Source organism: Paracoccus aerius (assembly GCF_014656455.1).
GTDB classification, from domain to species: domain Bacteria; phylum Pseudomonadota; class Alphaproteobacteria; order Rhodobacterales; family Rhodobacteraceae; genus Paracoccus; species Paracoccus aerius.
The window spans coordinates 230374-252728 of sequence record NZ_BNCL01000001.1 but is presented as its reverse complement, the minus strand read 5'-3'; the positions used below and the strand labels follow the sequence as shown (position 1 = coordinate 252728).

Sequence of the window (22355 nt, the reverse complement as noted above, 5' to 3'; positions counted from 1 at the left end):
CTTCAACGGGCTGGCTCCAGCCGCGTCACGCCGGTCGCGGCGGCCCGCGCCAGGACGGGGTCCAGCGACATTCCGATGTATTCGCCGCGCCGCCACAGCCCGGCCAGGTCGTCGTAATGGCGCGACAGCGGATGCCCCGACTGCCCGGTCGAGACGATGAAGACCGAACTGTCGGGATCGGCCAGGTCATAGACGCCGCGATAGCCGGGGCCGGAACCAGCCTCGAACCGTTCGGTCCCGGTGCCCAGCATCCCGGTATGGGATACGGTGAAGCCTCCGCCCGAGATCGACTGCGACAGGTTCACGATCCAGCCGAGCGCCGGGATCTGGCCCAGCCCGGGATGAACATGGCGCGCCTGATGCGCATCGCCCCACCGCCAGCTTGTCACGTCCGGCCCGAACCGCTGGGTCAGGTCTAGGATCGCGCGGTCAAGCGCCTGGCGGGCGATGGTGGTGCAGTCCTCGGCCGGGGCGCTTTGGACGATGTCGCACCAGACACCCGCGCCGTTCCGGTTGCGATAAACGGAATCGATGAATCCGGGGTGCAGGTTGCGGATGTCGTCCGCGACTGGCCCCAACTCGTCCCGGATCAGGCGATCCTGCAGGGCCGACATCCAGGCGGCATAGATCAGCGGCTCGGGCAGATGCTCGCTCATGGCGCCGTCCCATTCGGCCAGCAGGTTCAGCGCATCCTGCCGCTGGCGTTCGGGCGTGCCGGGGGCTGCGGGTTCGCCCGTGAACCACAGATCCGCGCCCACCAGCGGCAGCAGCGACCGCGCGGCAGGGCTGACGATATCCAGTTGGGCGGCGATGAAGCTGTCGCGCGAATGAACCTCTCGGTCCTTCAGCAGGTGGGACAGCCGGGCGCGGCGCAGGGCCAGGGGCCCGCGTTCCTCGGTCGCGAAGGCCAGGTCGCCCTCGGTCGGCCCGTCCCGGGTGACGGGCATCAGGCCGGACCAATCGCCTTCGGCCAGCCAGCCGGGAACGGGCATCGCACCGCCTGTCGGATGGGCCGGCGACCGCTGCGGCATTGCCCCGACCGTCACCTGCCGGATGCCGTCGGCATCGGCCAGGGCCACCGTCATGGCCGGCGCCACGACACGGCCCAAGGCGGTCGCGGCGCTGTTGGCGTCGGTGGCGCGCATCAGGCCGATCAGCGCCGACATGGTGGTGTCGGTCGCGGACAGCCCCGACCACCGCAGCGCAGGCACATGACCCATCGGCGTCACATCGGCCAGGCCCGGATCCAGCAGCGGCACCAGCGGTCCGTTGCGGCTTGACCGCAGCGTGATCGAGCGCGCGGGTTCGCCCAGCACCCGGATCACTTCGCGCCGCGTCGTGAACTCGGTCCAGCCGCCCGCGCCGCGATAGCGTTCGGGCTGGCCGGGCTGGATTTCCTCGATCGCGATGTCGGCGTCGTCCACGGCGGCGGGGGCGATACCCCAGGCCAGTTGCGGATTGCGCCCCGAGAAGACCACCGGCAGGCCGGGGATCGTGGCGCCGATCACCCCGCCCGGCGTCAGTTGCAGCCGCGCGAGGTAGTAAAGCGACGGCGCGATCAACGGGCTTTGCGGATCATTGGCCAGGATGGCGCCGCCTGCCGCCGTCCGGGGCGCGGCGGCGGCAAAGACATTCGCGCCCAGACCCTGGTTCGGTTTCAGGAAGCCTGCTGCGTCGCGGGCCAAGGGATCGGCCAGCCGCGATTCGGGCGGCGCAAGGCGCGCGCCGGGGAAAAGGCTGGCATAGGGGGGCAGGATCGGCGGCGCCTGGCCTTCGCCCAGCAGCAGTTCTGGTCCCCGCTCGGGCCAGGTCAGCGACAGGCGGGCGCGCAGCACTTCCTCGGCCGCGGAATTGCTGGTTGCGGCCGCCAGCAGCTTCAGGATCGCCAGCGAATCGGCAGGCTGCCAGTAGGCGATGTCCTGCGGCAGGACAAAGAACTCTGGCGCGCCGCGTCCAAGGGCACCGTCGTTCACATGGCCGATCCACTGGTTCACCCCCTCGGCATAGGCGCGCAGCGCGGCTTGGGTGGCCTGATCCTGGGAGTCGAACGAGGCGGCGGCGTTGCGGTACAGCTCCAGCCGCCGGGCAAGGTCGTCCGCGGGCAGGGCGCCGGGGCCATAAACCTCGGCCAGGCGGCCCTGCGCAGCCCGGCGCAGCAGGGTCATCTGGAACAGCCGGTCCTGGGCATGGGCCAGGCCAAGGGCGAAGAACACGTCCTCGTCCGTCTGGCCGAAGATATGGGGCACGTTCTCGGTCGAGCGCACGATCTCGACCGGGGCAGAGATGCCCTGCACCTGCAGCGTCGCATCGTAGTCGGGCAGCGAGCGGATGGCGAAATACCAGGCCAGAACGGCGGCGATCACCAGCAGCACGATCAGGCCGATCGTCAGCCGTAAAAGCCAGCGGAAAAGGGTCAGCATGTCGGAGGATGATCCTTGGGCCTGGTCGGCTGCCTGTCTTTCGGGGGATGCCGATGCGCTTGACCACGGCGCAGCGGGATGCTGGTGTACTGCATAATTCAGGCAGGGCGTCAGTTCAACTTGCGCGACGGATCGGGGGACGAATGACAAAGCTGGCTTTTCTGGGACTGGGCGTGATGGGCGGACCGATGGCGGGTCACCTGAAGGCCGCGGGTTATGATATCGCGGTGTTCAACCGCACCCTTGCCAAGGCCGAGGCCTGGGCGGACCGGCACGGCGGCACCTGTGCCCAGACCCCGCGCGAGGCGGCCGAGGGTGCGGATTTTGTCCTGGCTTGCGTCGGCAATGACGACGACCTGCGCCAGGTTTGCCTGGGGCCGGATGGCGCCTTCGCGGGAATGAGGCCGGGTGCCATCTTCGTCGACCACACGACCGTGTCGGCTGCCGTGACACGGGAACTGGCGCAGGCCGCGCAACAGCTGGGGCTGGGCTATGTCGATGCGCCCGTGTCGGGCGGGCAGGCGGGGGCCGAAAACGGGCAGCTTTCGGTGATGTGCGGGGGATCCGCGTCCGATTACGACGCTGCCGCCCCCGTCATCGCAACCTATGCCCGGATCTGCCGCCGGATGGGCGAGGTCGGCGCGGGCCAGATCACCAAGATGTGCAACCAGATCGCCATCGCGGGCCTGGTCCAGGCGCTTTCCGAATCGCTGGCCTTCGCCAAGAAGTCGGGCCTGGAGGTCGAGAAGGTGGTCGAGGTCATCAGCCAGGGCGCCGCCGGAAGCTGGCAGATGGCCAACCGCCACAAGACGATGGACCAGGGCCAGTTCGAACATGGCTTTGCCGTGGACTGGATGCGAAAGGATCTGGCGATCTGCCTTGCCGCCGCGGACGAGGTAGGGGCTTCGCTGCCGGTCACGGCCTTGGTGGACCAGTTCTACAAGGACGTGCAGCGCATGGGCGGGGGGCGGTGGGACACGTCCTCGCTGATCGCCCGGCTCGGCTAGCGGCGCTTCTCCTCGAACCGATCCAGGGCCTTTTCGACGCGGCGGAGGGCCTTGCGGATATGGTCGGCAAAGCTGCCGGGCCGGACCGGCAGGGTCGCCGAATGGGCAGCGCAGACCGTTTTCGCCTCGGCCCAGTCCCCCGCGATGCGCAGCGCCCAGTCCCGAAAATCCCGCGCGGCACCGGGCCTGTCTTGCAAGGCCTGGCCCAGGGTCGGGTGGAACGTGACCTGGGGCATCCCCGTCAGGCGGCGCAGAAGGCCAGGCAGGGGCAGGACGTTCAGCGTGTCGTCGACGTGCAGGCTGCCGCTGGCGGGGTGGTAGGCCAGCAGGGATCCGGCATGGACCCGTTCATTCTGGCAGATATAGTCGATCCCGTCGGGAAGCGAGAAGCGAAGATCGGGAAACTGTCCTGCGACCTCGGGTGCTTCGACGGGCTGGGGCCGCCAGGGCAGGTCGGGCCATTTCCGGTGATGGCGTTGCGACCCGAACAACCGGGCCTGCGGGAACATGCGGTGCATCGGCCCGCAATGCAGCGTGTGGAACGGATGCAGGTTCAGGATCGCGCGGACGGCGCGACCCTGGTCGGTGATCGCCATGACCTGCGCTGCCGTATCGTCGTCCAGGCTGTAGCTGTCCAGAAAGGCGAAGCCGCCCGAGGACAGACGCACCAGCGAACAATGTGTCCCGACGTTCAGCACACCGCCGATCCGCAGGTTGCCGCGGATGTTCCAGAAGCCGTTGCCCAGGTCCAGGAAGCGTTCGCTCATGTCATGCCCCCGGCGGGTTGCCGCTGTCGCGGGTCGGGGATGGATCCAGGCCAGCGGCCTTGCAGATCGCGCGCAGGGCCGGCTTCATTCCTTCCTCGAGCGTGGGGTGATAGAAGGGGATGTCCAGAAGGTCGCGCGCGGTGCCGCCGTTCATGATCGTTGCCACAAGCAGATGCGCCAGATGTTCGGCGCCCGGAACGGCCAGATCCGCCCCGACCAGCCGGCCCTGCGCATCGGCGCCGATGCGCATCAGCCCGCCCGGCTTTCCTTCGACCTTGGCCCGGCCTTGATCGCCGTAATCCGCAAAACCGGCAATCTCGTCCTTGTCCGGCGCAATGCCGATCGCGGCCAGCGGCGGGTCGGTGAAGGTGATCGTGAACAGGGGCGGGCGTTCCGCCGGGGCGATATCGGGAAAGCGAGCGGCGTTCCGTCCGGCGATGGCCCCTTCCAGCGAAGCCTCGTGCAGAACCGGCGCGTCGGCATCCGCATCGCCGGCGATGAAGATCGGCTTGCCGCCGCATTGCATGGTGTTGCGATCGAAGCGTGGCACGCCCTTGTCGTCAAGCTCAAGTCCTGCCGCCTCAAGGGCCAATCCGTCAAGCGCAGGCGCCCGGCCCGTGGCCACCAGAACATGATCGAAATCCTCGGCACCGCCGTCCCATTCGAGGCGGATCCCCCGATCCCCCTTCGACGGTGTCGGCGCACCGCCCAGGTGCAGGGCCACGTCGCGGGCGTAAAGGTCGCGGAAGGCCGAATGCACCTTGTCGCAGCGGATCTTGGCCAGCCGGTCGCCTTCGTCGAACAGGGCGACGCGGACCCCCAGCCTGGCAAATGCCTGGGCCAGTTCCGCGCCCAGCGGACCTGCCCCGACCACCGCCATGCTTTGCGGCAGATCCTCAAGCTCGAAGACGGTCTCGTTGGTCAGCACGCGCGGGCCTAGGTCGCGATAGGGCTCGGGAATTACGGGCCGCGCCCCGGTCGCAATGACCACCGCCCTTGCCGCGACGGTCCGGCCATCTGCCAGCCTCAGCCGATCGGGCGCGATAAACTGCGCGCGGCTGTCGATGCAGATCCCGTCGGGCATGTCGGCAAGGCTGGCCTTTGTCGCCCCCACGAAGCGGTCGCGTTCGGCCCGCAAGCGCTGCATCACCCTGCGGCCAACGACGCGGGCGGCGGGGATGTCGATGCCCATCATCCGGGCCCTGTCCAGATCCGCATGGGCGCGCGCCGCGGCAATCAGCAGCTTTGACGGCATGCATCCCGTGTTGGCGCACAATGTCCCGGCAAAGCCGTCGTCGATCAGCAGGGTTGTGGCGCCTGCCCCCCGTGCGGCGCGTTCGGCCGCTAGGCCTGCGGTTCCCGCGCCTATGATGGCCACGTCGCAGGACAGGTCGGGCGCGGTGGTGTTCATTCCATTCTCCTGCTGTTTCGGCAACAGAACAACAGCCCGCCCCAGCGGTTCCGTCTGGTTCAGGCGGGGGACAGCATGGTCCTGATCCCCCTTTGCAGGGCTTGGGCCGGGTCTGCCTGCGCCACTGCGACCCCTTGGGCCGCAAGCGCGCGCAGATAACGGTCGGCAAGCCAGCCACCCGCTATCACCACCACGTTCTGACCCAGCCACCAGGGTCGCGCGGCTGCAAGTTCGGCCCCGATCAACAGGCCCGCAAGGCGGTCCGCCGCCTGTGGCCCGTCCAGCCGGCCAAGCCCCAGTCCCGCGCGGACCGAGGACAGTTCAGCCGCAAGCGCCGCCGGGCGCGACATGGCCTGTGACACGGCGTCGTCGAAACCGGCGGTTACGGCTGCTTCAGGATCGTGGGAAAGCGTCGACAGTATCTCTGCCGTCAGGAAGCTTCGGAAGCTGACGATTTCCTGAGCGCTGACCTGCGCCCAGGCAGTCTGCCGCCCCGGCAGGCACAGGATGCCGTCGAAATCGGGATCTTCGGCCAGATGGCCCGCGACCAGGAGGACTTGCGCCTGGATCAGGTCGACGGGCCGGTCCTGCATCAGGCCCGGCACTGGGTGCAGGCTGATCCGGGGATCAAGGCGCAGGGCGGTGGCGGGCCTGGGGATGGGGCAGGGCACGGCGATGGGTGCCATGCCCGGCCAGCCTGTCGCCACCACCGTCACGGCCTGTCCAAGCGACAGACGAGGCAGCAGAAGCGTGCAAAGCGCCCCGGCAGGATCATCGCCACAGGGGACGGCAAGCACCTCGTCCCCAAGGCGCAGCCGCAATTCGCCGCCTGCCAGTTCCGCCGCTGCCCAGTCCTGTTGCATGAATGCCTCTCTCTGCTGTGGCCAAAATGGTCGGCCGCTGCGCCCCTGTCCAGAGACGACGCTTGAAGCGGGGGCGGCTTGGGCGTAACGACCGCTTATGCGGATACTCTTTCTTGGCGATGTGATGGGGCGGGCCGGGCGGCGCGCGATTGTCGAGCGGCTGGCACCCTTGCGGGCGCGGCTGAAGGCCGACCTTGTCGTGGTGAACGCGGAAAACGCCAGCGGCGGCCGCGGCTGCACGGCGGGCCATGCGCAGTTGCTGCTGGAATCCGGCGCAGACTGCCTGACGCTGGGCGATCATGCGTTCGACCAGAAGGACATGATGGCCTTCATCGACCGCGAACCCCGGATCGTCCGCCCGCTGAACTTCGCGAAAGAGGCACCTGGCAGGGGCAGCACCATCGTCAGCGACGCACGGGGCCGCAAGCTGCTGGTCACGCAGGCCTTGGGGCAGGTCTTCATGTCGCGTCCCTATGACGACCCGTTCTCGGCCCTGGATGCCGTTCTTCGCGCCCATCCGCCGGGGGGAATGATCCAGGCCTGCCTTGTCGATATCCACGCCGAGGCCACCAGCGAGAAGATGGCGACCGGTCATTTCTGCGACGGGCGGGCCAGTGCGGTTGTAGGCACCCATACCCATGTGCCGACGTCGGATGCGCAGATCCTGTCGCGCGGCACCGCCTATCAGTCGGATGCGGGGATGTGCGGCGACTACGACAGCGTGATCGGCATGGACAAGGCCGAACCCCTGCGCCGCTTCATCACCGGCATGGGCCGCGACCGCTTCACCCCGGCCGAGGGCGAGGCCACGCTGTCGGGCACCCTTGTCGTCACCGACGACCGCACCGGTCTTGCCACGGCGGTCGAGCCGGTGCGCGACGGCGGCAGGCTGTCGCAGACCCATCCGGCATAGCATATTTCCGCTTTTGCTTGCGGCAGGGGGGAAAACAATTCTATCACCCCCCGACGACCGCCGCTGACCGGCGCCCACGCACAGGGGCTTCATGCTTGGATTTGAACTGACCGGGACCAATGCGTCGATCGCAATGCTGGTCATCGTCACGATCACCTTCATCCAGTTCATCCGCGAAAAGCAGCCGCCCGAGGTCGTTGCCATCGGTTCCGCCGCGACCATGCTGGTTCTTGGACTGCTGCCGGTTGATGACGCGGCGGGCGTGCTGTCGAACTCGGCCCCCTGGACCATCGCCTTCATGTTCTTGATCATGGGCGGGCTTCTGCGGACGGGCGCCCTGGACATGATGTCGCGGATCGTGACCTCGCGCGCGTCCAGCAATCCCGCCATGACGGTTTGCGCGCTGTTCGGCTTCGTGATCGTCGCATCGGCGGTGATGAACAACACGCCGGTCGTGGCCGTGATGATCCCCATCTGCATCCAACTGGCCAGCCGGATGAAGATAGCGCCGTCCAAGCTGTTGATGCCGCTGAGTTACTTCACCCTCATGGGCGGGATGATCACGCTGATCGGAACCTCGACCAACCTGCTGGTCGATGGGGTGGCGCGCGAACAGGGCATGGCCCCCTTCACGATCTTCGAGATCGCCCCGGTGGGCATCGCGATCACCCTGGCGGGGATCGCCTATTTTGCCTTGCTGGGCAAGAAACTGCTGCCGGACCGGACATCGCTGGCCGGTTTCCTGGGCACGCGGCGCGAGATGAAGTACTTCACCGAACTGGCCGTTCCCCAAGATTCCAGCCTGGTCGGCCAGCGGGCCGTCGACGTGGCCTTGTTCAAGCGCGAAGGCGTGCGCCTGATCGACGTCTTGCGGGGCGATGCGTCGCTGCGCCGCGCCCTGGCCGAGGTGGTGCTGGAGCCCGGCGACCGCGTGGTGCTGCGGTCCGAGATGGTCAACCTGCTGGAACTGCTGGGCAACAAGAACCTGCAGGTCGTGGACAAGCTGAGTTCCGTCGCCACGGACACGGTCGAGGTGCTGATCTCGCCGGGCGCGCTGCTGATCGGGCGTCGACTGGGGGACATGCGCCTGCGGCGTCGCTATGGCATCTATGTCCTGGCCGCGCACAGGCGCGACCAGAACCTAGGACGGCAACTGGACGACCTTGTGGTGCGCGTGGGCGACACGCTGCTGGTCGAGGGCGCGCCCGAGGATATCGCGCGACTGGCCGCGGATATGGGGCTTGTCGATGTCTCGCGCCCTTCTGTCAGGGCCTATCGCCGGGAAAAGGCGCCCATCGCGATCCTGTGCCTGCTGTCCGTGGTGACGCTTGCGGCCTTGGACGTGGCGCCCATCATGGTGCTGTCCTTCCTGGCCTCGGCCGTGATCCTGCTGACCCGCTGCATCGACGCCGAGGAAGCCTTTTCCTTTGTCGACGCGCGGCTGATGGCGATGATCTTCGCCATGCTGGCCGTGGGCGAGGCCTTGGAGCATACCGGGTCTGTCGGCCTGATCGTCGATTTCGTCACCCCCTGGCTGCGCGACATGCCGCCCTTCGCAACCTTGATCGCGATCTATTTCCTTGGCCTCGTGATGACGGAACTGCTGTCCAACAATGCGGTGGCGGTGCTGCTGACGCCCATTGCGATCGCGCTGGCGCAGTCCCTGGACCATGACCCGCGCGCCTATGTGGTGGCTGTGATGTTCTCGGCCACGGTCGCCTTTGCAACGCCCATCGGCTATCAGACGCACATGATGGTTTACGGTCCGGGCGGCTATCGCTTCAGCGATTTCGTCCGGGTGGGGGTGCCGCTGGACATCATCTGCGGCGTGGTGGCCTGTCTGGTGATCCCGCTGTTCTGGCCGCTTTAATGTCCGGTTAACCCGGCCTGTCCCCGATGCAACGCTGCCATGCGGCATTGGCGGTTGAGAAGCGGGGGCAGGGCGGCGATATGATTGGGCAGGGAGGAAACATTTTGTGTTGCACGAAAGGGTTTCCACATGGCCAACACGACCATCGACGCACCGCGCGGTCTTTCCTGGGGATCTCTGGCGGCTCCGTTTCTCGCCATCGGGCGGTTCCTGGTGCTGATCGCCGAAGCCTCGCCCAAGGTGCGCCAGCTCGAGCGGCTGAACACGCAAAGCGATGCGCAACTGGCGGCCCGCGGCCTGACCCGCGATGGTGAAGTCCGCCGCATCCTGGGCATCTCGGCCGCAGTCTGAACCACGCCGATTGATCTTCATGGCAGCGCCCGCCCCGCAAGGGTCCGGGCGCTTGTGCTTTTGGCGCGGCGTGTCTTGCGAGAGGCGGGCGGGCTGGACTAAAAGCGGCGCAGACCTGAAATGTCAGAAAATGCGAAGGACCACCGACCATGGCAGGCCATTCCAAATGGGCCAATATCCAGCATCGCAAGGGGCGGCAGGACAAGATCCGGGCGAAGCTGTTTTCCAAGATGTCAAAGGAAATCACCGTCGCCGCCAAGATGGGCGATCCTGATCCCGACAAGAACCCGCGCCTGCGCCTGGCGGTCAAGGAAGCCAAGTCGAACTCGGTCCCCAAGGACGTGATCGACCGCGCGATCAAGAAGTCACAGGGCGGCGATGCCGAGAACTACGAGGAAATCCGGTACGAGGGCTACGGCCCGAACGGGATCGCCCTTGTGGTCGAGGCAATGACCGACAACCGCAACCGCACCGCATCGAACGTGCGCAGCTATTTCACAAAGGCAGGCGGCGATCTGGGCCAAAGCGGGTCGGTCAGCTTCATGTTCGACCGCGTGGGCGAGATCATGTATCCGCTGTCGGCGGGCGACGCCGATACGGTCATGCTGGCCGCGATCGAGGCGGGTGCGGATGACGTGGAAACCGACGAGGAAGGCCACTGGATCTATTGCGCCGATACCGCGTTGAACGAGGTTTCGACCGCGCTTGAAGCCTCGTTGGGTGAATCCGAAACCGCGAAGCTGATCTGGAAGCCGCAATCCCCGACCGAGATCAGCGACGTGGAAACCGCGCAGAAGCTGATGAAGCTGATCGACACGCTTGAGGATGACGACGACGTGCAGAACGTCACCGGCAATTTCGACCTGACCGAGGCGGTTGCCGCGCAACTGTAAGGGGCTTTCCGGTGCGGTGGCGGGGGCCAGCCCCCGCGCCCCCAGGATATTTCTCCAAGATGAAGGCGGGTCAGGGCAGCAGTGCGGCGCGCGCAGCTTTCCTGATGGCATTGGTCAAGGGTGCCAGCATTGCGCCGGTCATGCGGCTGAACTGCCAGAAAAGCGGCACGTCCAGCGGCAGATCGGGCGCAAGGTCCACAAGCCGCCCCTCCGCCAGGTCGCGGCGGACCAGCAATTCCGGATTCATGCCCCAGCCCAGACCCAACCGTGCGGCGTCGGCAAAAGCCTGCGAGACGGGGATGCGGTGCATCGGCAGCGTCGGGCGTTGCCCGGTCAGTTCCTGCGCCCAACGGTTCTGCAGCGCGTCCTTGCTGTTGAAGGAAAGGGACGGGGCCTTGGCGAGACCTTCCGGGGTGACGCCGTGGCCGAAGTGCTGCGAAACGAAATCGGGACTGGCCGTCGCGCGATAGCGCATCGCCCCCAGTCGCAGGCTGTCGCAACCGGGGACGGGTCGGTCGTCGCTGGTGATCGCCGCCACGACGATTCCGCCGCGGAGCCAGCCAAGCGCATGGTCCTGGTCGTCGATGATCAGGTCCACCAGCCCGGGCGCGGCGGCCAGGGCGGGCATGACCCAGGTCGCGAGGCTGTCCGCATTCACCGCCAGGCGCAGCACCGGCCTTTCCGCGGGCGCCTCGGCCAAGCCGCTTTCCAGCAGCAGCACCTGGTCGAGATGGGCGGCAAGCCGAAGCCCCTCGGGCGTGGACCTTAGCGGAGGGCCGCGGTCGATCAGGACACGCCCGAGACGATCCTCCAGCACGCGGATGCGCTGCGATATGGCGGACGGCGTTACGCCAAGAGCAGCGGCAGCGGCGTCGAAAGAGCCCCGGCGGATAACCTCGGCCAGGGCGGCAAGGGCAGGATAGTCCAGCATTAGCGACGCTTCATCAGGATAAGGCAAATTCACTTTAGCTGTTGCGTCCGTCATGCGACAGGGCAGGCCGGAGGTGCCGCCATGATGTCCTATGTCGCCGGTCTGGGAACCGGACTTTCGCTGATCGTCGCCATCGGCGCGCAGAACGCCTTTGTCCTGAAGCAGGGACTGATGCGGCACCATGTCTTCTGGGTCTGCCTGTTCTGCGCCCTGTCGGATGCGGCACTGATCCTGCTGGGGGTCACAGGCATGTCACGGGTCCTTTCGGCAGCCCCCGTGCTGGCCGAGGCGATGCGGTGGGCAGGGGCGGCCTTCCTGATCTGGTATGGCGCGCGGTCGTTCCGTGCGGCCTGGCAGGGGGGCGAGGCTCTGCGGCCCGAAGGGAACCGCGCCACCCTGGGCCGGACATTGGCGGTGATCTCGGCGCTGACCTGGCTGAACCCCCATGTCTGGCTGGATACGGTCGTTCTGCTAGGCACGGTATCAGCGCAATGGCCCGATCCCGGGGCCTTCGGCCTTGGCGCCATGACGGGGTCGTTCCTGTTCTTCTTCACGCTGGGCTATGGCGCGCGGCTACTGGCGCCGGTCTTCGCCCGGCCCCGCGCATGGCAGATCCTAGAACTGGGCATCGGTGTCCTGATGTGGTCAATCGCCCTGGCGCTGATCCTGAATTGACCTTGCGCCGTCCCGGCAAAGCGGTCCAACTGCACGTCATGCAAATGGATACGCAAACGCGCCGCGATCTTGCGGGAATCGGATGGATGCTTGTGACGGGCTTCTGCTTTGTCGCCGTGAACGGCATCGTGCGCGGGCTGGAGGGCGCGGTGCCCGCCCCGCAGGCCGCCTTTATCCGCTTTCTGTTCGGGCTGGTCTTCCTGGCGCCGCTGCTGGTCCCGGCGCTGCGGACAGGCTTTTCACCCCATGTCTGGCGGCTGCTGACGCTGCGGGGCGCGCTGCATGTCGTGGCAGTGATCGCCTGGTTCTATGCCATGTCCCGCATCACTGTGGCCGAGGTGACGGCCATCGGCTTTCTCAATCCCATCGTCGTCACGATCGGCGCGGCGCTGTTCATGGGCGAACGGTTGGCCGCACGGCGGATCGCGGCCGTGGGCGTGGCCGTCGTGGGCGCGCTGATCGTGCTGCGGCCGGGGCTGCGTGAACTGGATCCGGGGCACCTTTCGCAGGTGCTGGCCTCGCTGGCCTTCGGCGGGTCTTATCTGGTTGCCAAGCGGATCACCCAGCATGTCGCGCCCGCAGTCGTGGTCGCGATGATGTCGCTGACCGTCTCGATCGGGCTTGCCCCCATCGCTTGGGCGGTCTGGGTGCCGCCGACCTGGGGTCAGGTCGCATGGCTGGGTCTGGTGGCGGCCTTCGGGACGGCTGGCCATTATGCCATGACCCGCGCCTTCGCGGTGGCACCCATGACGGTGACGCAGCCGGTCACCTTCCTGCAACTGATCTGGGCCAGCCTTGTCGGCGTTTTCATCTTCCACGAACCGCTGGACGGCTGGGTGATCCTGGGCGGCGGGCTGATGATCGGGGCGATCTGCTATATCACCTGGCGCGAGGCGCAACTGCGGGCACGGGCCAGAACCACAGTGGCAGCGACGGCTGCCGAATAGACATGAAAAACCCCGCCGCGCATGACGCGGCGGGGTCATCCGGTTCAGATGCTCACATTCCGGAATACAGGGGGAAGCGCGCGCAAAGCTGGGCAACCTCGGCCTTGACCTTCGCCTCGACCTCGGTGTTGCCTTCCTCGCCATTTGCGGCAAGGCCGTCCACGACCTCGACGATCCAGCGGGCAATCTGGCGGAACTCTTCCTCGCCAAAACCGCGGGTGGTGCCGGCGGGCGCGCCCAAGCGGATGCCCGAAGTGACGAAGGGCTTTTCCGGGTCGAAGGGCACGCCGTTCTTGTTGCAGGTGATATGGGCGCGGCCCAGGGCAGCCTCGGTCGCCTTGCCGGTCACGCCTTTCGGGCGCAGGTCCGCCAGGCAGAGGTGATTGTCGGTCCCCCCAGACACGATGTCGATGCCGCCCTTCATCAGCTCGTCCGCCATGGCCTGCGCGTTCGCGACGACCTGTGCGGCATAAGCCTTGAAGGACGGTTGCAGCGCCTCGCCGAAGGCCACGGCCTTGGCGGCGATCACATGCATCAGCGGGCCGCCCTGCAGGCCGGGGAAGACCGCGCTGTTGATCTTTTTCGCGATGTCGGCATCGTTGGTCAGCACCATGCCGCCGCGCGGGCCGCGCAGCGACTTGTGCGTCGTCGTGGTCACGACATGCGCGTGCGGGACGGGCGAGGGGTGGACGCCCCCGGCGACCAGGCCCGCGATATGGGCCATGTCCACCATCAGCCAGGCGCCGACCTCGTCCGCGATCTTGCGGAAGGCAGCCCAGTCCCAGACGCGGCTGTATGCCGTGCCGCCCGCGACGATCAGCTTGGGCTTGTTTTCCAGGGCCTTCTGGCGGATTTCTTCCATGTCCAGAAGCTGGTCCTGCTGGCGCACGCCATAGCTGACGACGTTGAACCACTTGCCCGACATGTTCACCGGGCTGCCATGGGTCAGGTGGCCGCCCGAATTCAGGTCCAGGCCCATGAAGGTGTCCCCAGGCTGCAGCAGCGCCAGGAACACGGCCTGGTTCATCTGGCTGCCGCTGTTGGGCTGGACGTTGGCGAAGTCGCAGCCGAACAGCTTCTTCGCCCGCTCGATCGCCAGTGTTTCGACGACGTCGACATACTGGCAGCCGCCGTAATAGCGCTTGCCGGGATAGCCCTCGGCGTACTTGTTCGTCAGGACCGAGCCCTGCGCTTCCAGCACCGCCTTCGACACGATGTTCTCGGACGCGATCAGCTCGATCTCGTCCCGCTGGCGGCCGAGTTCCTGGGTGATGGCCTTGGCGATGTCGGGATCGCTGTTGGCCAGCGTTTCAGTGAAGAATCCGGTTTCGCGGGTCGGGGCGTTCATGGTCTCGCGTCCTTTCGACAGGCCAAGGGGCGGTTTTTCCGCGCCCTCTTATCCCATGGGTGACGGTGCGGAAAGTCACAAATGCGACGAAGGACATGACAGGGGCGACGGGGCTTGCAATGGCTCATGCCCCGTCCGATGCTTCCCGGCAAAGGGACAGGGACATCATGGCGCCGAAGATCCACTTCACGGCCAGCGAGGCCGAGATCGCGCAACAGGCGCTGCCGGTTCTTTCGGCGCGATACGGGGCGGTGGATCTGGACCGCGCGGATGTGGTCGTGGCGCTTGGCGGGGACGGCTTCATGCTTCAGACCCTGCACGCGCTGACGGACCGCGACCTGCCGGTCTATGGCATGAACCGGGGCACGGTCGGCTTCCTGATGAACGGCTTTGCCGAGGACGGGCTGGTCGAACGGTTGGCCGCAGCCGAGGAAACCGTCATCAATCCCTTGCGGATGCGGGCTTTCCGCGCTGATGGATCCGTCCATGAAATGCTGGCCATCAACGAGGTCAGCATGTTGCGCGAGGGTCCGCAGGCCGCAAAGCTGCGCATCCACGTGGATGGGCGGATGCGGATGGAGGAACTGGTCTGCGACGGGGCGCTGATTGCCACGCCCGCAGGCTCGACGGCGTATAACTATTCCGCGCATGGTCCTATTCTTCCTATCAATTCCGAGGTTCTGGCCCTGACGGCCATTGCCCCCTTCCGTCCTCGTCGTTGGCGCGGCGCGCTTCTGCCCAAGGGCGCCGAGGTCGAGGTCGAGGTGCTGACCCCCGATCGCCGACCGGTCATGGCGGACGCGGATTCGCGGTCGGTCCGCCATGTGGTGCGGGTCCACATCCGCAGCGCCGGAGACGTGCGCCACCGATTGCTGTTCGACAACGGCCACGGTTTGGATGAACGCCTGCTGAGAGAGCAATTCGTCTGAAACTGGTGGAAGCCCGGGTGGATATCTGGTTGAAGACGCCAAGCTGAACGGGACGCCTGCCATGACCCTGCATATCGACCTGCACGCCATCGTCGCCAACTGGAAGGCGCTTGCCGCCAAGGCCCCTGGCGCCCGCGCTGCAGCCGTGGTCAAGGCCGACGCCTATGGCCTGGGGGCGGCCCGCGTCGCGACCGCGCTTTACGAAGCCGGCACCCGCGACTTTTTCGTGGCCTTGGCCGGCGAAGGCCGTGCCCTGCGCCCGCATCTGCCGACCGATGCCCGCATCAACGTCCTGTCGGGGCATATGGAAGGCGCGGACCTGACGGGCCTCGTCCCGGTCTTGAACAGCCTCGAGCAGTTCTTCCGCGACCGGACGATGCGGCCGGGCAAGCCCTTCGCGATCCAACTTGATACGGGCATGAACCGCCTGGGGCTGGAACCCGCCGACTGGGCTGCGATCAAGGCCGAGGCTCTGGCCGCCAAGCCCGACTTCATCATGTCGCACCTGGCTTGCGCGGACGAACCCGATCATCCTGCCAATGCCGCACAGCTGACCGTTTTTCGCCAGATGACGGATGGCTGCGACGTGCCGCGGTCCCTGTCCGCGACCGGGGGGATCCTGCTGGGGCCGGATTACCACTTCGACATGGTGCGCCCGGGCATCGGTCTTTACGGCGCGCTGCCCTTTGCCGATGCGCAGCCGGTGGTGCGCCTGTCGCTGCCGGTGATCCAGACGCGCAGCGTCCAGCCGGGCGAGTTCGTCGGCTACAGCGCGACCTGGACCGCCGACGCGCCCCGCCGCATCGCCACGGTCGCGGCGGGCTATGCCGATGGCATTCTGCGCGCGATCTCCTCGAAGGGCGCAAGCCTTTATGCCGGCGACGCGCCTTGCCCCATCGTTGGCCGCGTGTCGATGGACCTGATCACGGCTGATGTCACTGATCTTGCGCAGGTGCCCTTGACGCTTGACCTGATATGTCCGGCGCAATCGTTTGATAGGCTTGCGGAATATGCCGGGACCATCGGGTATGAGATCCTGACCTCGCTTGGTCATCGCTACAACCGGGCCTATCGGTGAACCCAGTCCGCCTGATCGGTCGCGCCACGCTGTCCATGACGCGCGGCATCGGCGCCGTTGCGCTGTTCACGCTGCGCGGGCTGTTCCGGCTGCGGCCCTTCCACATGCGCGGGTTTGCGGCGCAATTGGTGCAGATCGGCTGGCTGTCCCTGCCGGTTGTGGGGCTGACGGCGCTGTTCACCGGCGCGGCGCTTGCCCTGCAGATCCATTCAGGCGGCGCACGCTTCCAGGCCAGCGATGTCGTTCCCGCCATCGTTGCCATTGGCATGGTCCGGGAACTTGGGCCGGTTCTTGGCGGGCTGATGGTCGCGGCCCGCGTCGCCAGCAGCATCGCGGCGGAAATCGGCACGATGAAGGTGACGGAACAGATCGACGCGCTTGTGACCCTGTCGACCGATCCGATGCAATGGCTGGTGACCCCCCGCCTGTGGGCCGCGATGCTGACTGTTCCCGCACTTGTCGCGGTCGGGGACATCATCGGCATCATGGGCGGCTGGCTGGTCGGCACCCAGTCGCTTGGCTTCAACTCGGCCGCTTATCTGTCCAACAGCGCGGCTTATCTGGAACGATGGGACGTGGTGTCCGGACTGCTGAAGGGCGCCGTCTTCGGTCTGATCGTCGCAGTGTCCGGCTGCTGGTTCGGCATCCATTCCGGTCGCGGCGCGGCGGGCGTGGGACGAGCCACGAAATCCGCCGTCGTTGCCGCGGCCGTGGGCATCCTGGCGGCCAATTTCATCCTGACGGGGCTGTTCTTCGAATGATCCAGGTCACCGGATTGCGCAAATCCTTCGGCGGTAAACCGGTCCTGGCCGGCGTGGACCTGACGGTGGGGCAGGGCGAAAGCCTGTGCGTGATCGGCCAGTCCGGCACCGGCAAGTCGGTGCTGCTCAAGTGCATCCTGGGCCTGGCCGTGCCTGACGTGGGGCAGATCCTCTGGCAGGGTCGCCCGCTGGACCGTGCCGCGCGCCCGGACTTCCTGGCCCGCTTCGGGATGCTGTTCCAGGGTGCGGCGCTGTTCGACAGCCTGACCGTCTGGCAGAACGTGGCCTTCCGCCTGCGCCAGCGGATGCCCGACCGCAAGGCCCGTGCCATCGCCGTGGAAAAGCTGGCGCGGGTCGGTCTGGGGCCGGAAACGGCGGACCTGATGCCCGCGGAGCTTTCGGGCGGAATGGCCAAGCGGGCGGGGCTGGCCCGTGCCATCGCGGACGATCCCTCGGTGATCTTCTTCGACGAACCGACAACCGGACTGGACCCGATCCGGGCGCGCAGGATCAACGACCTGATCCGGGGTATAGTGACCGAGACAGGGGCGACAGCGATCACGATTACTCATGACATGGACTCGGTCCGGGCCATCGGCGACCGGGTGGCGTTGCTGCAGGACGGACGGATCGCCTGGGACGGGGCAGTTGCCGCGATGGATTCCGCACCCCCACTGGCCGAGTTCCTGGGCCGGACCTGTGACATTAATGCCACATGAATCTGCAACATGACCTTGTGCGAATCCCTTCGGATCGCCACCATGAATAGCACGACCTGAGCAGGAGAGAGATTTGGGCCTTACGCCTACGCCCCCCGTCGCGACACCTTCGAACGAAACCCTGCTGGAACTTCCCGACAACCGGCTGCTGATCGACCTGTGCGGCGCGAACGACCGCCACCTTGCCCGCATCGAGGAGGCGCTTGGCGTCCACATCCTGCGCCGGGGCAACCAGCTGGCAGTCGTCGGCACGCCCGAGGCCCAGGCCGAGGCCGCGCTGCTGCTGCGCGGGCTCTATGCGCGGCTGGAACAGGGCCGCCCCGTTTCGCTTGCCGAAATCGAGGCTGCGTTGCGCATGGGTGTCGAAGGCTCGGTCCCTGCGACCCCCGCCGAACAGCTCGAGATGTTCGCGGCCGGCGATTACGAATTGCGCACCCGCAAGAAATCCATCGAGCCGCGCACGGATGCGCAAAAGGCCTATGTCCGGTCGCTGTTCCAGAACGAACTGGCCTTCGGCATCGGCCCGGCGGGCACCGGCAAGACCTATCTGGCGGTCGCGGTCGGCGTCACGATGCTGATCGGCGGGCATGTCGACAAGATCATCCTGTCCCGCCCGGCCGTCGAGGCGGGCGAACGGCTGGGCTTTCTGCCCGGTGACATGAAGGAGAAGGTCGATCCCTACATGCAGCCGCTTTACGACGCGCTGAACGACTTTCTTCCCGCCAAGCAGATGCAGAAGCTGATGGAGGAAAAGCGGATCGAGATCGCGCCCCTGGCCTTCATGCGCGGGCGCACGCTGGCCAATGCCTTTGTCGTTCTGGACGAGGCGCAGAACGCCACCACCATGCAGATGAAGATGTTCCTGACCCGCCTGGGCGAGGGGTCGCGCATGGTCGTGACCGGCGACCGCACCCAGATCGACCTGCCGCGCGGGATACAGTCTGGCCTTGTCGATGCCGAACGCATCCTGGACGGGGTCAAGGGGATCAGCTTCAGCTATTTCACCGCCAAGGATGTCGTGCGCCACCCGCTTGTCGCCCGCATCATCGAGGCGTATGACACCGAGGATGCCGCCGCCCTGGCGCGTGGCGAATCAGAGGGACCGCGCGGACAATACGCACCCCGCCGGGCAATGCGAGGCGATGCCTGACGACATATCCACCGATTGCGTCATTGAGGATGACCGATGGGAAACACTGGGGCTTGAGGCCCTGGCGGAACGCGCCGTCGCGGCCGCGCTGACCTGGCACGGCATCGGCGGCGAAGTTGTCGTGATGGGCTGCGACGACGGTCGCATTGCAAGCCTGAATGCGGATTTCCGCGGCAAGCCCCGCGCGACCAACGTACTGTCCTGGCCCTCGGTCGAGCATCTTCCCCATGAACCCGGAGCCACGCCCGACCTGCCGGACGAGGAGGAACTGGGCGACATCGCCATCGCCTATGACACCTGCCTGGCCGAGGCCGCGGCGCAGGGCAAGCCGGTGGCGGACCACGTGACCCACCTGCTGGTCCACGCGACGCTGCATCTTCTGGGCTATGACCACATGAACGACGCAGATGCGGAAACAATGGAAGCCGCCGAGCGTTCGATCCTGGCGCGGCTGAATATTCCCGACCCTTATCAAGAGAAGGTCTGATGAACTCCGAGTCTCGATTACCCGCCCCGCCCCTTGGTGCCGACGCGGCCAGTGCCGCCGACGGTGTCGGAGGGGAGGGACGGGATCTTCCCGCCGCGCGGGGTTTCCTGGGGCGCTTCTTCGACGCCCTGACGGGCGGGGACGATGATGCGGACGCAGACGACCGCGCCCCGGCGCAGGTCGCGCCCGGCATGGTGAACTTGCGGCGGATGCGGGTCGAGGACGTTGCCGTCCCCAAGGCCGAGATGGTGGCTGCCCCCGAGACGAGCAGCCTGGACGACCTGGTCGGCCTGTTCCGCGAACACGGCTTTTCGCGCCTGCCGATTTATGGCGAGACGATGGACAGCCCCTTGGGCATGATCCACCTCAAGGACCTGGCGTTGAAGCACGGCTTCGGGCAGGGCGGCGATTTCCAACTGCGCCCGATGCTGCGCCCGCTGCTTTACGTCCCGCCGTCAATGTCCATCGGCGTGCTGCTGCAGCAGATGCAGCAGAAGCGCATCCACATGGCCTTGGTCATCGACGAATATGGCGGGGTGGATGGCCTGGTCACCATCGAAGACCTGATCGAGCAGGTCATCGGAGAGATCGAGGACGAGCATGACGAGGCCGAGGGCAGCCTCTGGCTGCTGGAAAAGCCAGGCCAGTGGCTGATCCAGGCCCGCGCGCCTTTGTCAGATGTGGAGGCCGAGACCGGCCTGGCCCTTGCCATCCCCGAAGATGACGAGGATGTGGACACCCTTGGCGGGCTGGTCTTCGTGTTGGCGGGCCACCTGCCCGCGCAGGGAGAGATCATCCCCCATGGCTCGGGCGCCGAGTTCGAGGTGGTGGACGCCGATCAGCGGCGGATCAAGAAACTGCGTTTGCGGCTGCCTGCTGCGGCCTCGGCCGACAAGGTCACGCCGATCCACATCCCGCAGGACGCCGTCGACGAAGGCTAGGCCTGTTCGCCGAACAGTTCCAGGACCGCCGACAGGAAGGCGGTCCGGCGTTCGGGACTGCACATCATCACCTCGTGTCGCGCGCCAGCCATCTCGACCAGGGTGCCGCGCGGCCAGTGGGACATGCGGTCACGGATGGCCGCAGGAGAGACGATCCGTTCTTCAGTCCCCAGGCTGACAAGGGCGGGCAGGTCGGGAGAGGGGATCCTGGACAGGCGCAGGCATTCGTTCAGCGCCTTGCCCACCCAGTCGAAGCTGGCCCCGCCCAGCGTCATGTCGGGCCAGGCCGCAGCCTCGCGCACCATCTGGCACCATTCAGCCGCATCTTCCGTCAGAAGATTGGCGCTGAAGGATTCATCCAGCACATAGGTTCCAAGCGCGCCGCTGCCGGGGGCCAACTGTCCGCCACGGCCCAGCCGGCCGGCAAGATAGGCCATTCCAACCGCAATGCCGTGCGGCATCTGCCGCAGGTTGATCCCCCACATGGGTGCAGAAAAGGCGGCCGAGGCGACCGGCAGGCCTTCCAGCAGCGCCGCCAGCCCGATGCAGCCGCCCATCGAATGGGCCAGCAGGTGCCAGGGTCGCGGCAGGTTCCGGTCTGTAGCGGCTTCGGCCATCTGTGCCACGTCGCGCTGATAATCGGAAAATTGCGCCACATGGCCCAACCGGGCATTCTGCTGCAAACGTGCCGACAATCCCTGTCCGCGCCAGTCGATCGCGATCACATCATAGCCCGACTGGGTCAGCGCAACGGCAATGCGCGCATATTTCTCGATATATTCGGTGCGGCCGGGAAACAGCAGGATGCTGCCCCGGCTGGCGGTCGCGGCAGGCCAATGGGCCAGCCGCAAGCTTATGCCGTCGTCAGCCTGCGCCCAAAAGGCCTCTGCGGGGCGAAGGGGGTCGCCCGGCAACTGCCTGAAGGGGGCCTGCCGCGTGGCCACGACTGGATCAGGACAGGGCCTGGCCCAGTTGCATCGCAACGCCCATCGAGCCGTCGATCTTCAGCTTGCCGGTCATGAAGGCGGTGGCAGGGTTCACGCTGCCGTTCATGATGCCCTCAAAGGTGTCGCGGCTGGCGAACAGGGTCACCTCGGCCTCTTCGTCGCCTGCGCGGACGCCATTTTCGTCGATCATGATCGCACCCTCATCCTCGATCACGAATTTCGCGGTCGAGCCGAAGCTGCCGATCTTCTCGTTCAGTTTCTCGACGGCGGCGTTCACAACTTTGCTCATTTTCAGCTCTTTCGTTTCAGGTGGGCTGGCGCCCGGGGTGCGGGCTGGTTAACATCCTTCATATGCGCCCCGTCCGCCACATTTTCCATAATGTCGTCGCGGCAATCTGCCACCGAATAATTACGCTTTTCCTTATCCCTGCCGCCTTTCTGGCAGCAGGGGCGGCCATGGGGCAGGAACGGCCCGACATGGACGAGTTGTTCCGCCGCCTTGCCGATCCGGCGGGCGAGGGCTGGCGCATCGCCGAATCGGATATCCTGCGCGAGTGGTCGAAATCGGGATCGGCCGCGATGGACCTGCTGTTGCAACGAGGAGAGCGTGCGCTGGACGAAGGCGATCCGCAGGCGGCAGTGGGCCATCTGACCGCGTTGACGGACCATGCGCCTGACTTCGCCAACGGCTTCTATACCCGCGCCGCAGCCTATGCGGCCCTTGGCCAGTTCGGGCCAGCCTTGCAGGATCTTGCGCGGACGCTGCAACTGGAACCCCGCCATTTCCAGGCCATGACCCAACTGGCCATGATGCTGGAGGAAACGGGCGATACTGACCGCGCGCTTGGGGCCTATCGCCGAAGCCTGACCATCCATCCCCACCAGCAAGAGGCGATTGATGGCGCGGCGCGTCTGGAACGCCAGCAGGACGGCACCGATATCTAGCC

General features: G+C 66.5%; 23 protein-coding genes. 15 read left to right on the top strand and 8 right to left on the bottom strand.

Annotated features, from left to right (window positions below; all coding sequences use genetic code 11):
- Positions 1-2: 2 nt before the first annotated feature.
- On the bottom strand, positions 3-2420 hold the full coding sequence (locus IE224_RS01305; protein ID WP_191307369.1) for a penicillin acylase family protein: 2418 nt from the start codon (positions 2418-2420) through the stop codon (positions 3-5).
- A gap of 143 nt (positions 2421-2563) precedes the next feature.
- On the opposite strand from IE224_RS01305, the gene IE224_RS01300 reads away from it, so the two are divergent.
- Positions 2564-3427 (top strand): NAD(P)-dependent oxidoreductase, encoded by an 864-nt coding sequence (locus tag IE224_RS01300; RefSeq protein ID WP_191307367.1) that lies wholly within the window; start codon positions 2564-2566, stop codon positions 3425-3427.
- Here IE224_RS01300 and IE224_RS01295 read toward each other — a convergent pair.
- The 3 genes from IE224_RS01295 to IE224_RS01285 are packed head-to-tail and all read right to left on the bottom strand — an operon-like array spanning position 3424 to position 6468.
- A complete protein-coding gene (locus tag IE224_RS01295; protein ID WP_191307365.1) occupies positions 3424-4194 on the bottom strand; it encodes a hypothetical protein in 771 nt (256 codons plus the stop codon). The genes IE224_RS01300 and IE224_RS01295 overlap by 4 nt on opposite strands.
- A 1-nt stretch (position 4195) precedes the next feature.
- Positions 4196-5605: a dihydrolipoyl dehydrogenase gene (locus tag IE224_RS01290; protein WP_191307363.1), complete on the bottom strand. Its 1410-nt coding sequence runs from the start codon at positions 5603-5605 to the stop codon at positions 4196-4198.
- 59 nt (positions 5606-5664) lie between these two features.
- Positions 5665-6468 (bottom strand): 2-dehydro-3-deoxygalactonokinase, encoded by an 804-nt coding sequence (locus tag IE224_RS01285; protein ID WP_191307361.1) that lies wholly within the window; start codon positions 6466-6468, stop codon positions 5665-5667.
- 97 nt (positions 6469-6565) lie between these two features.
- Between IE224_RS01285 and IE224_RS01280 the strand changes: the two genes are divergently transcribed.
- The 4 genes from IE224_RS01280 to IE224_RS01265 all read left to right on the top strand — a co-directional run bounded on the left by IE224_RS01280 (position 6566) and on the right by IE224_RS01265 (position 10495).
- Positions 6566-7381: a TIGR00282 family metallophosphoesterase gene (locus tag IE224_RS01280; protein ID WP_191307359.1), complete on the top strand. Its 816-nt coding sequence runs from the start codon at positions 6566-6568 to the stop codon at positions 7379-7381.
- Positions 7382-7472: 91 nt separating this feature from the next.
- A complete protein-coding gene (locus IE224_RS01275) occupies positions 7473-9251 on the top strand; it encodes an SLC13 family permease (protein WP_191307357.1) in 1779 nt (592 codons plus the stop codon).
- Positions 9252-9380: 129 nt separating this feature from the next.
- On the top strand, positions 9381-9602 hold the full coding sequence (locus IE224_RS01270) for a hypothetical protein (protein ID WP_191307355.1): 222 nt from the start codon (positions 9381-9383) through the stop codon (positions 9600-9602).
- 149 nt (positions 9603-9751) lie between these two features.
- The gene (locus tag IE224_RS01265) at positions 9752-10495 is read left to right on the top strand and encodes a YebC/PmpR family DNA-binding transcriptional regulator (RefSeq protein ID WP_167622115.1); all 744 of its coding nucleotides are present in this window, start codon (positions 9752-9754) and stop codon (positions 10493-10495) included.
- Positions 10496-10565: 70 nt separating this feature from the next.
- Here IE224_RS01265 and IE224_RS01260 read toward each other — a convergent pair whose 3' ends face one another.
- A complete protein-coding gene (locus IE224_RS01260) occupies positions 10566-11426 on the bottom strand; it encodes a LysR family transcriptional regulator ArgP (protein ID WP_191307353.1) in 861 nt (286 codons plus the stop codon).
- Positions 11427-11507: 81 nt separating this feature from the next.
- Here IE224_RS01260 and IE224_RS01255 point away from each other — a divergent pair, with 81 nt between their 5' ends.
- A complete protein-coding gene (locus IE224_RS01255) occupies positions 11508-12101 on the top strand; it encodes a LysE/ArgO family amino acid transporter (protein ID WP_191307351.1) in 594 nt (197 codons plus the stop codon).
- A 38-nt stretch (positions 12102-12139) separates the two neighbouring features.
- Complete coding sequence (locus tag IE224_RS01250) at positions 12140-13048, top strand: DMT family transporter (protein ID WP_229849193.1); 909 nt, start codon at positions 12140-12142, stop codon at positions 13046-13048.
- 52 nt (positions 13049-13100) lie between these two features.
- On the opposite strand, the gene glyA is transcribed toward IE224_RS01250, so the two are convergent.
- Positions 13101-14396 carry a serine hydroxymethyltransferase gene (gene glyA, locus IE224_RS01245; protein ID WP_191307348.1) on the bottom strand — a complete coding sequence of 432 codons (1296 nt, stop codon included), beginning with the start codon at positions 14394-14396 and terminating at the stop codon, positions 13101-13103.
- Positions 14397-14563: 167 nt separating this feature from the next.
- Here glyA and IE224_RS01240 point away from each other — a divergent pair, with 167 nt between their 5' ends.
- The 7 genes from IE224_RS01240 to IE224_RS01210 all read left to right on the top strand — a co-directional run bounded on the left by IE224_RS01240 (position 14564) and on the right by IE224_RS01210 (position 20461).
- Positions 14564-15325, top strand: coding sequence for an NAD kinase (locus IE224_RS01240; RefSeq protein WP_191307346.1), 762 nt, complete (start codon positions 14564-14566; stop codon positions 15323-15325).
- Positions 15326-15386: 61 nt separating this feature from the next.
- On the top strand, positions 15387-16403 hold the full coding sequence (alr, locus tag IE224_RS01235; protein ID WP_191307344.1) for an alanine racemase: 1017 nt from the start codon (positions 15387-15389) through the stop codon (positions 16401-16403).
- A gap of 35 nt (positions 16404-16438) precedes the next feature.
- Positions 16439-17164, top strand: a complete 726-nt coding sequence (locus IE224_RS01230; protein WP_191307666.1) for an MlaE family ABC transporter permease — start codon at positions 16439-16441, stop codon at positions 17162-17164.
- Positions 17161-17883 carry an ABC transporter ATP-binding protein gene (locus IE224_RS01225; RefSeq protein WP_191307342.1) on the top strand — a complete coding sequence of 241 codons (723 nt, stop codon included), beginning with the start codon at positions 17161-17163 and terminating at the stop codon, positions 17881-17883. The genes IE224_RS01230 and IE224_RS01225 overlap by 4 nt, the downstream gene beginning before the upstream one ends.
- A 73-nt stretch (positions 17884-17956) precedes the next feature.
- Entirely contained in the window at positions 17957-19033 is a 1077-nt protein-coding gene (locus IE224_RS01220) for a PhoH family protein (RefSeq protein ID WP_229849192.1), read from the top strand.
- A complete protein-coding gene (gene ybeY, locus IE224_RS01215; RefSeq protein WP_191307341.1) occupies positions 19026-19520 on the top strand; it encodes an rRNA maturation RNase YbeY in 495 nt (164 codons plus the stop codon). The genes IE224_RS01220 and ybeY overlap by 8 nt, the downstream gene beginning before the upstream one ends.
- The gene (locus IE224_RS01210) at positions 19520-20461 is read left to right on the top strand and encodes a hemolysin family protein (RefSeq protein WP_191307340.1); all 942 of its coding nucleotides are present in this window, start codon (positions 19520-19522) and stop codon (positions 20459-20461) included. The genes ybeY and IE224_RS01210 overlap by 1 nt, the downstream gene beginning before the upstream one ends.
- On the opposite strand, the gene IE224_RS01205 is transcribed toward IE224_RS01210, so the two are convergent.
- Complete coding sequence (locus IE224_RS01205) at positions 20458-21405, bottom strand: alpha/beta fold hydrolase (RefSeq protein ID WP_191307338.1); 948 nt, start codon at positions 21403-21405, stop codon at positions 20458-20460. The genes IE224_RS01210 and IE224_RS01205 overlap by 4 nt on opposite strands.
- 7 nt (positions 21406-21412) lie before the next feature.
- Positions 21413-21697 (bottom strand): SCP2 sterol-binding domain-containing protein, encoded by a 285-nt coding sequence (locus tag IE224_RS01200; protein ID WP_167622103.1) that lies wholly within the window; start codon positions 21695-21697, stop codon positions 21413-21415.
- Positions 21698-21864: 167 nt separating this feature from the next.
- Here IE224_RS01200 and IE224_RS01195 point away from each other — a divergent pair, with 167 nt between their 5' ends.
- Positions 21865-22353, top strand: coding sequence for a tetratricopeptide repeat protein (locus IE224_RS01195; RefSeq protein ID WP_229849191.1), 489 nt, complete (start codon positions 21865-21867; stop codon positions 22351-22353).
- Positions 22354-22355 lie beyond the last annotated feature (2 nt).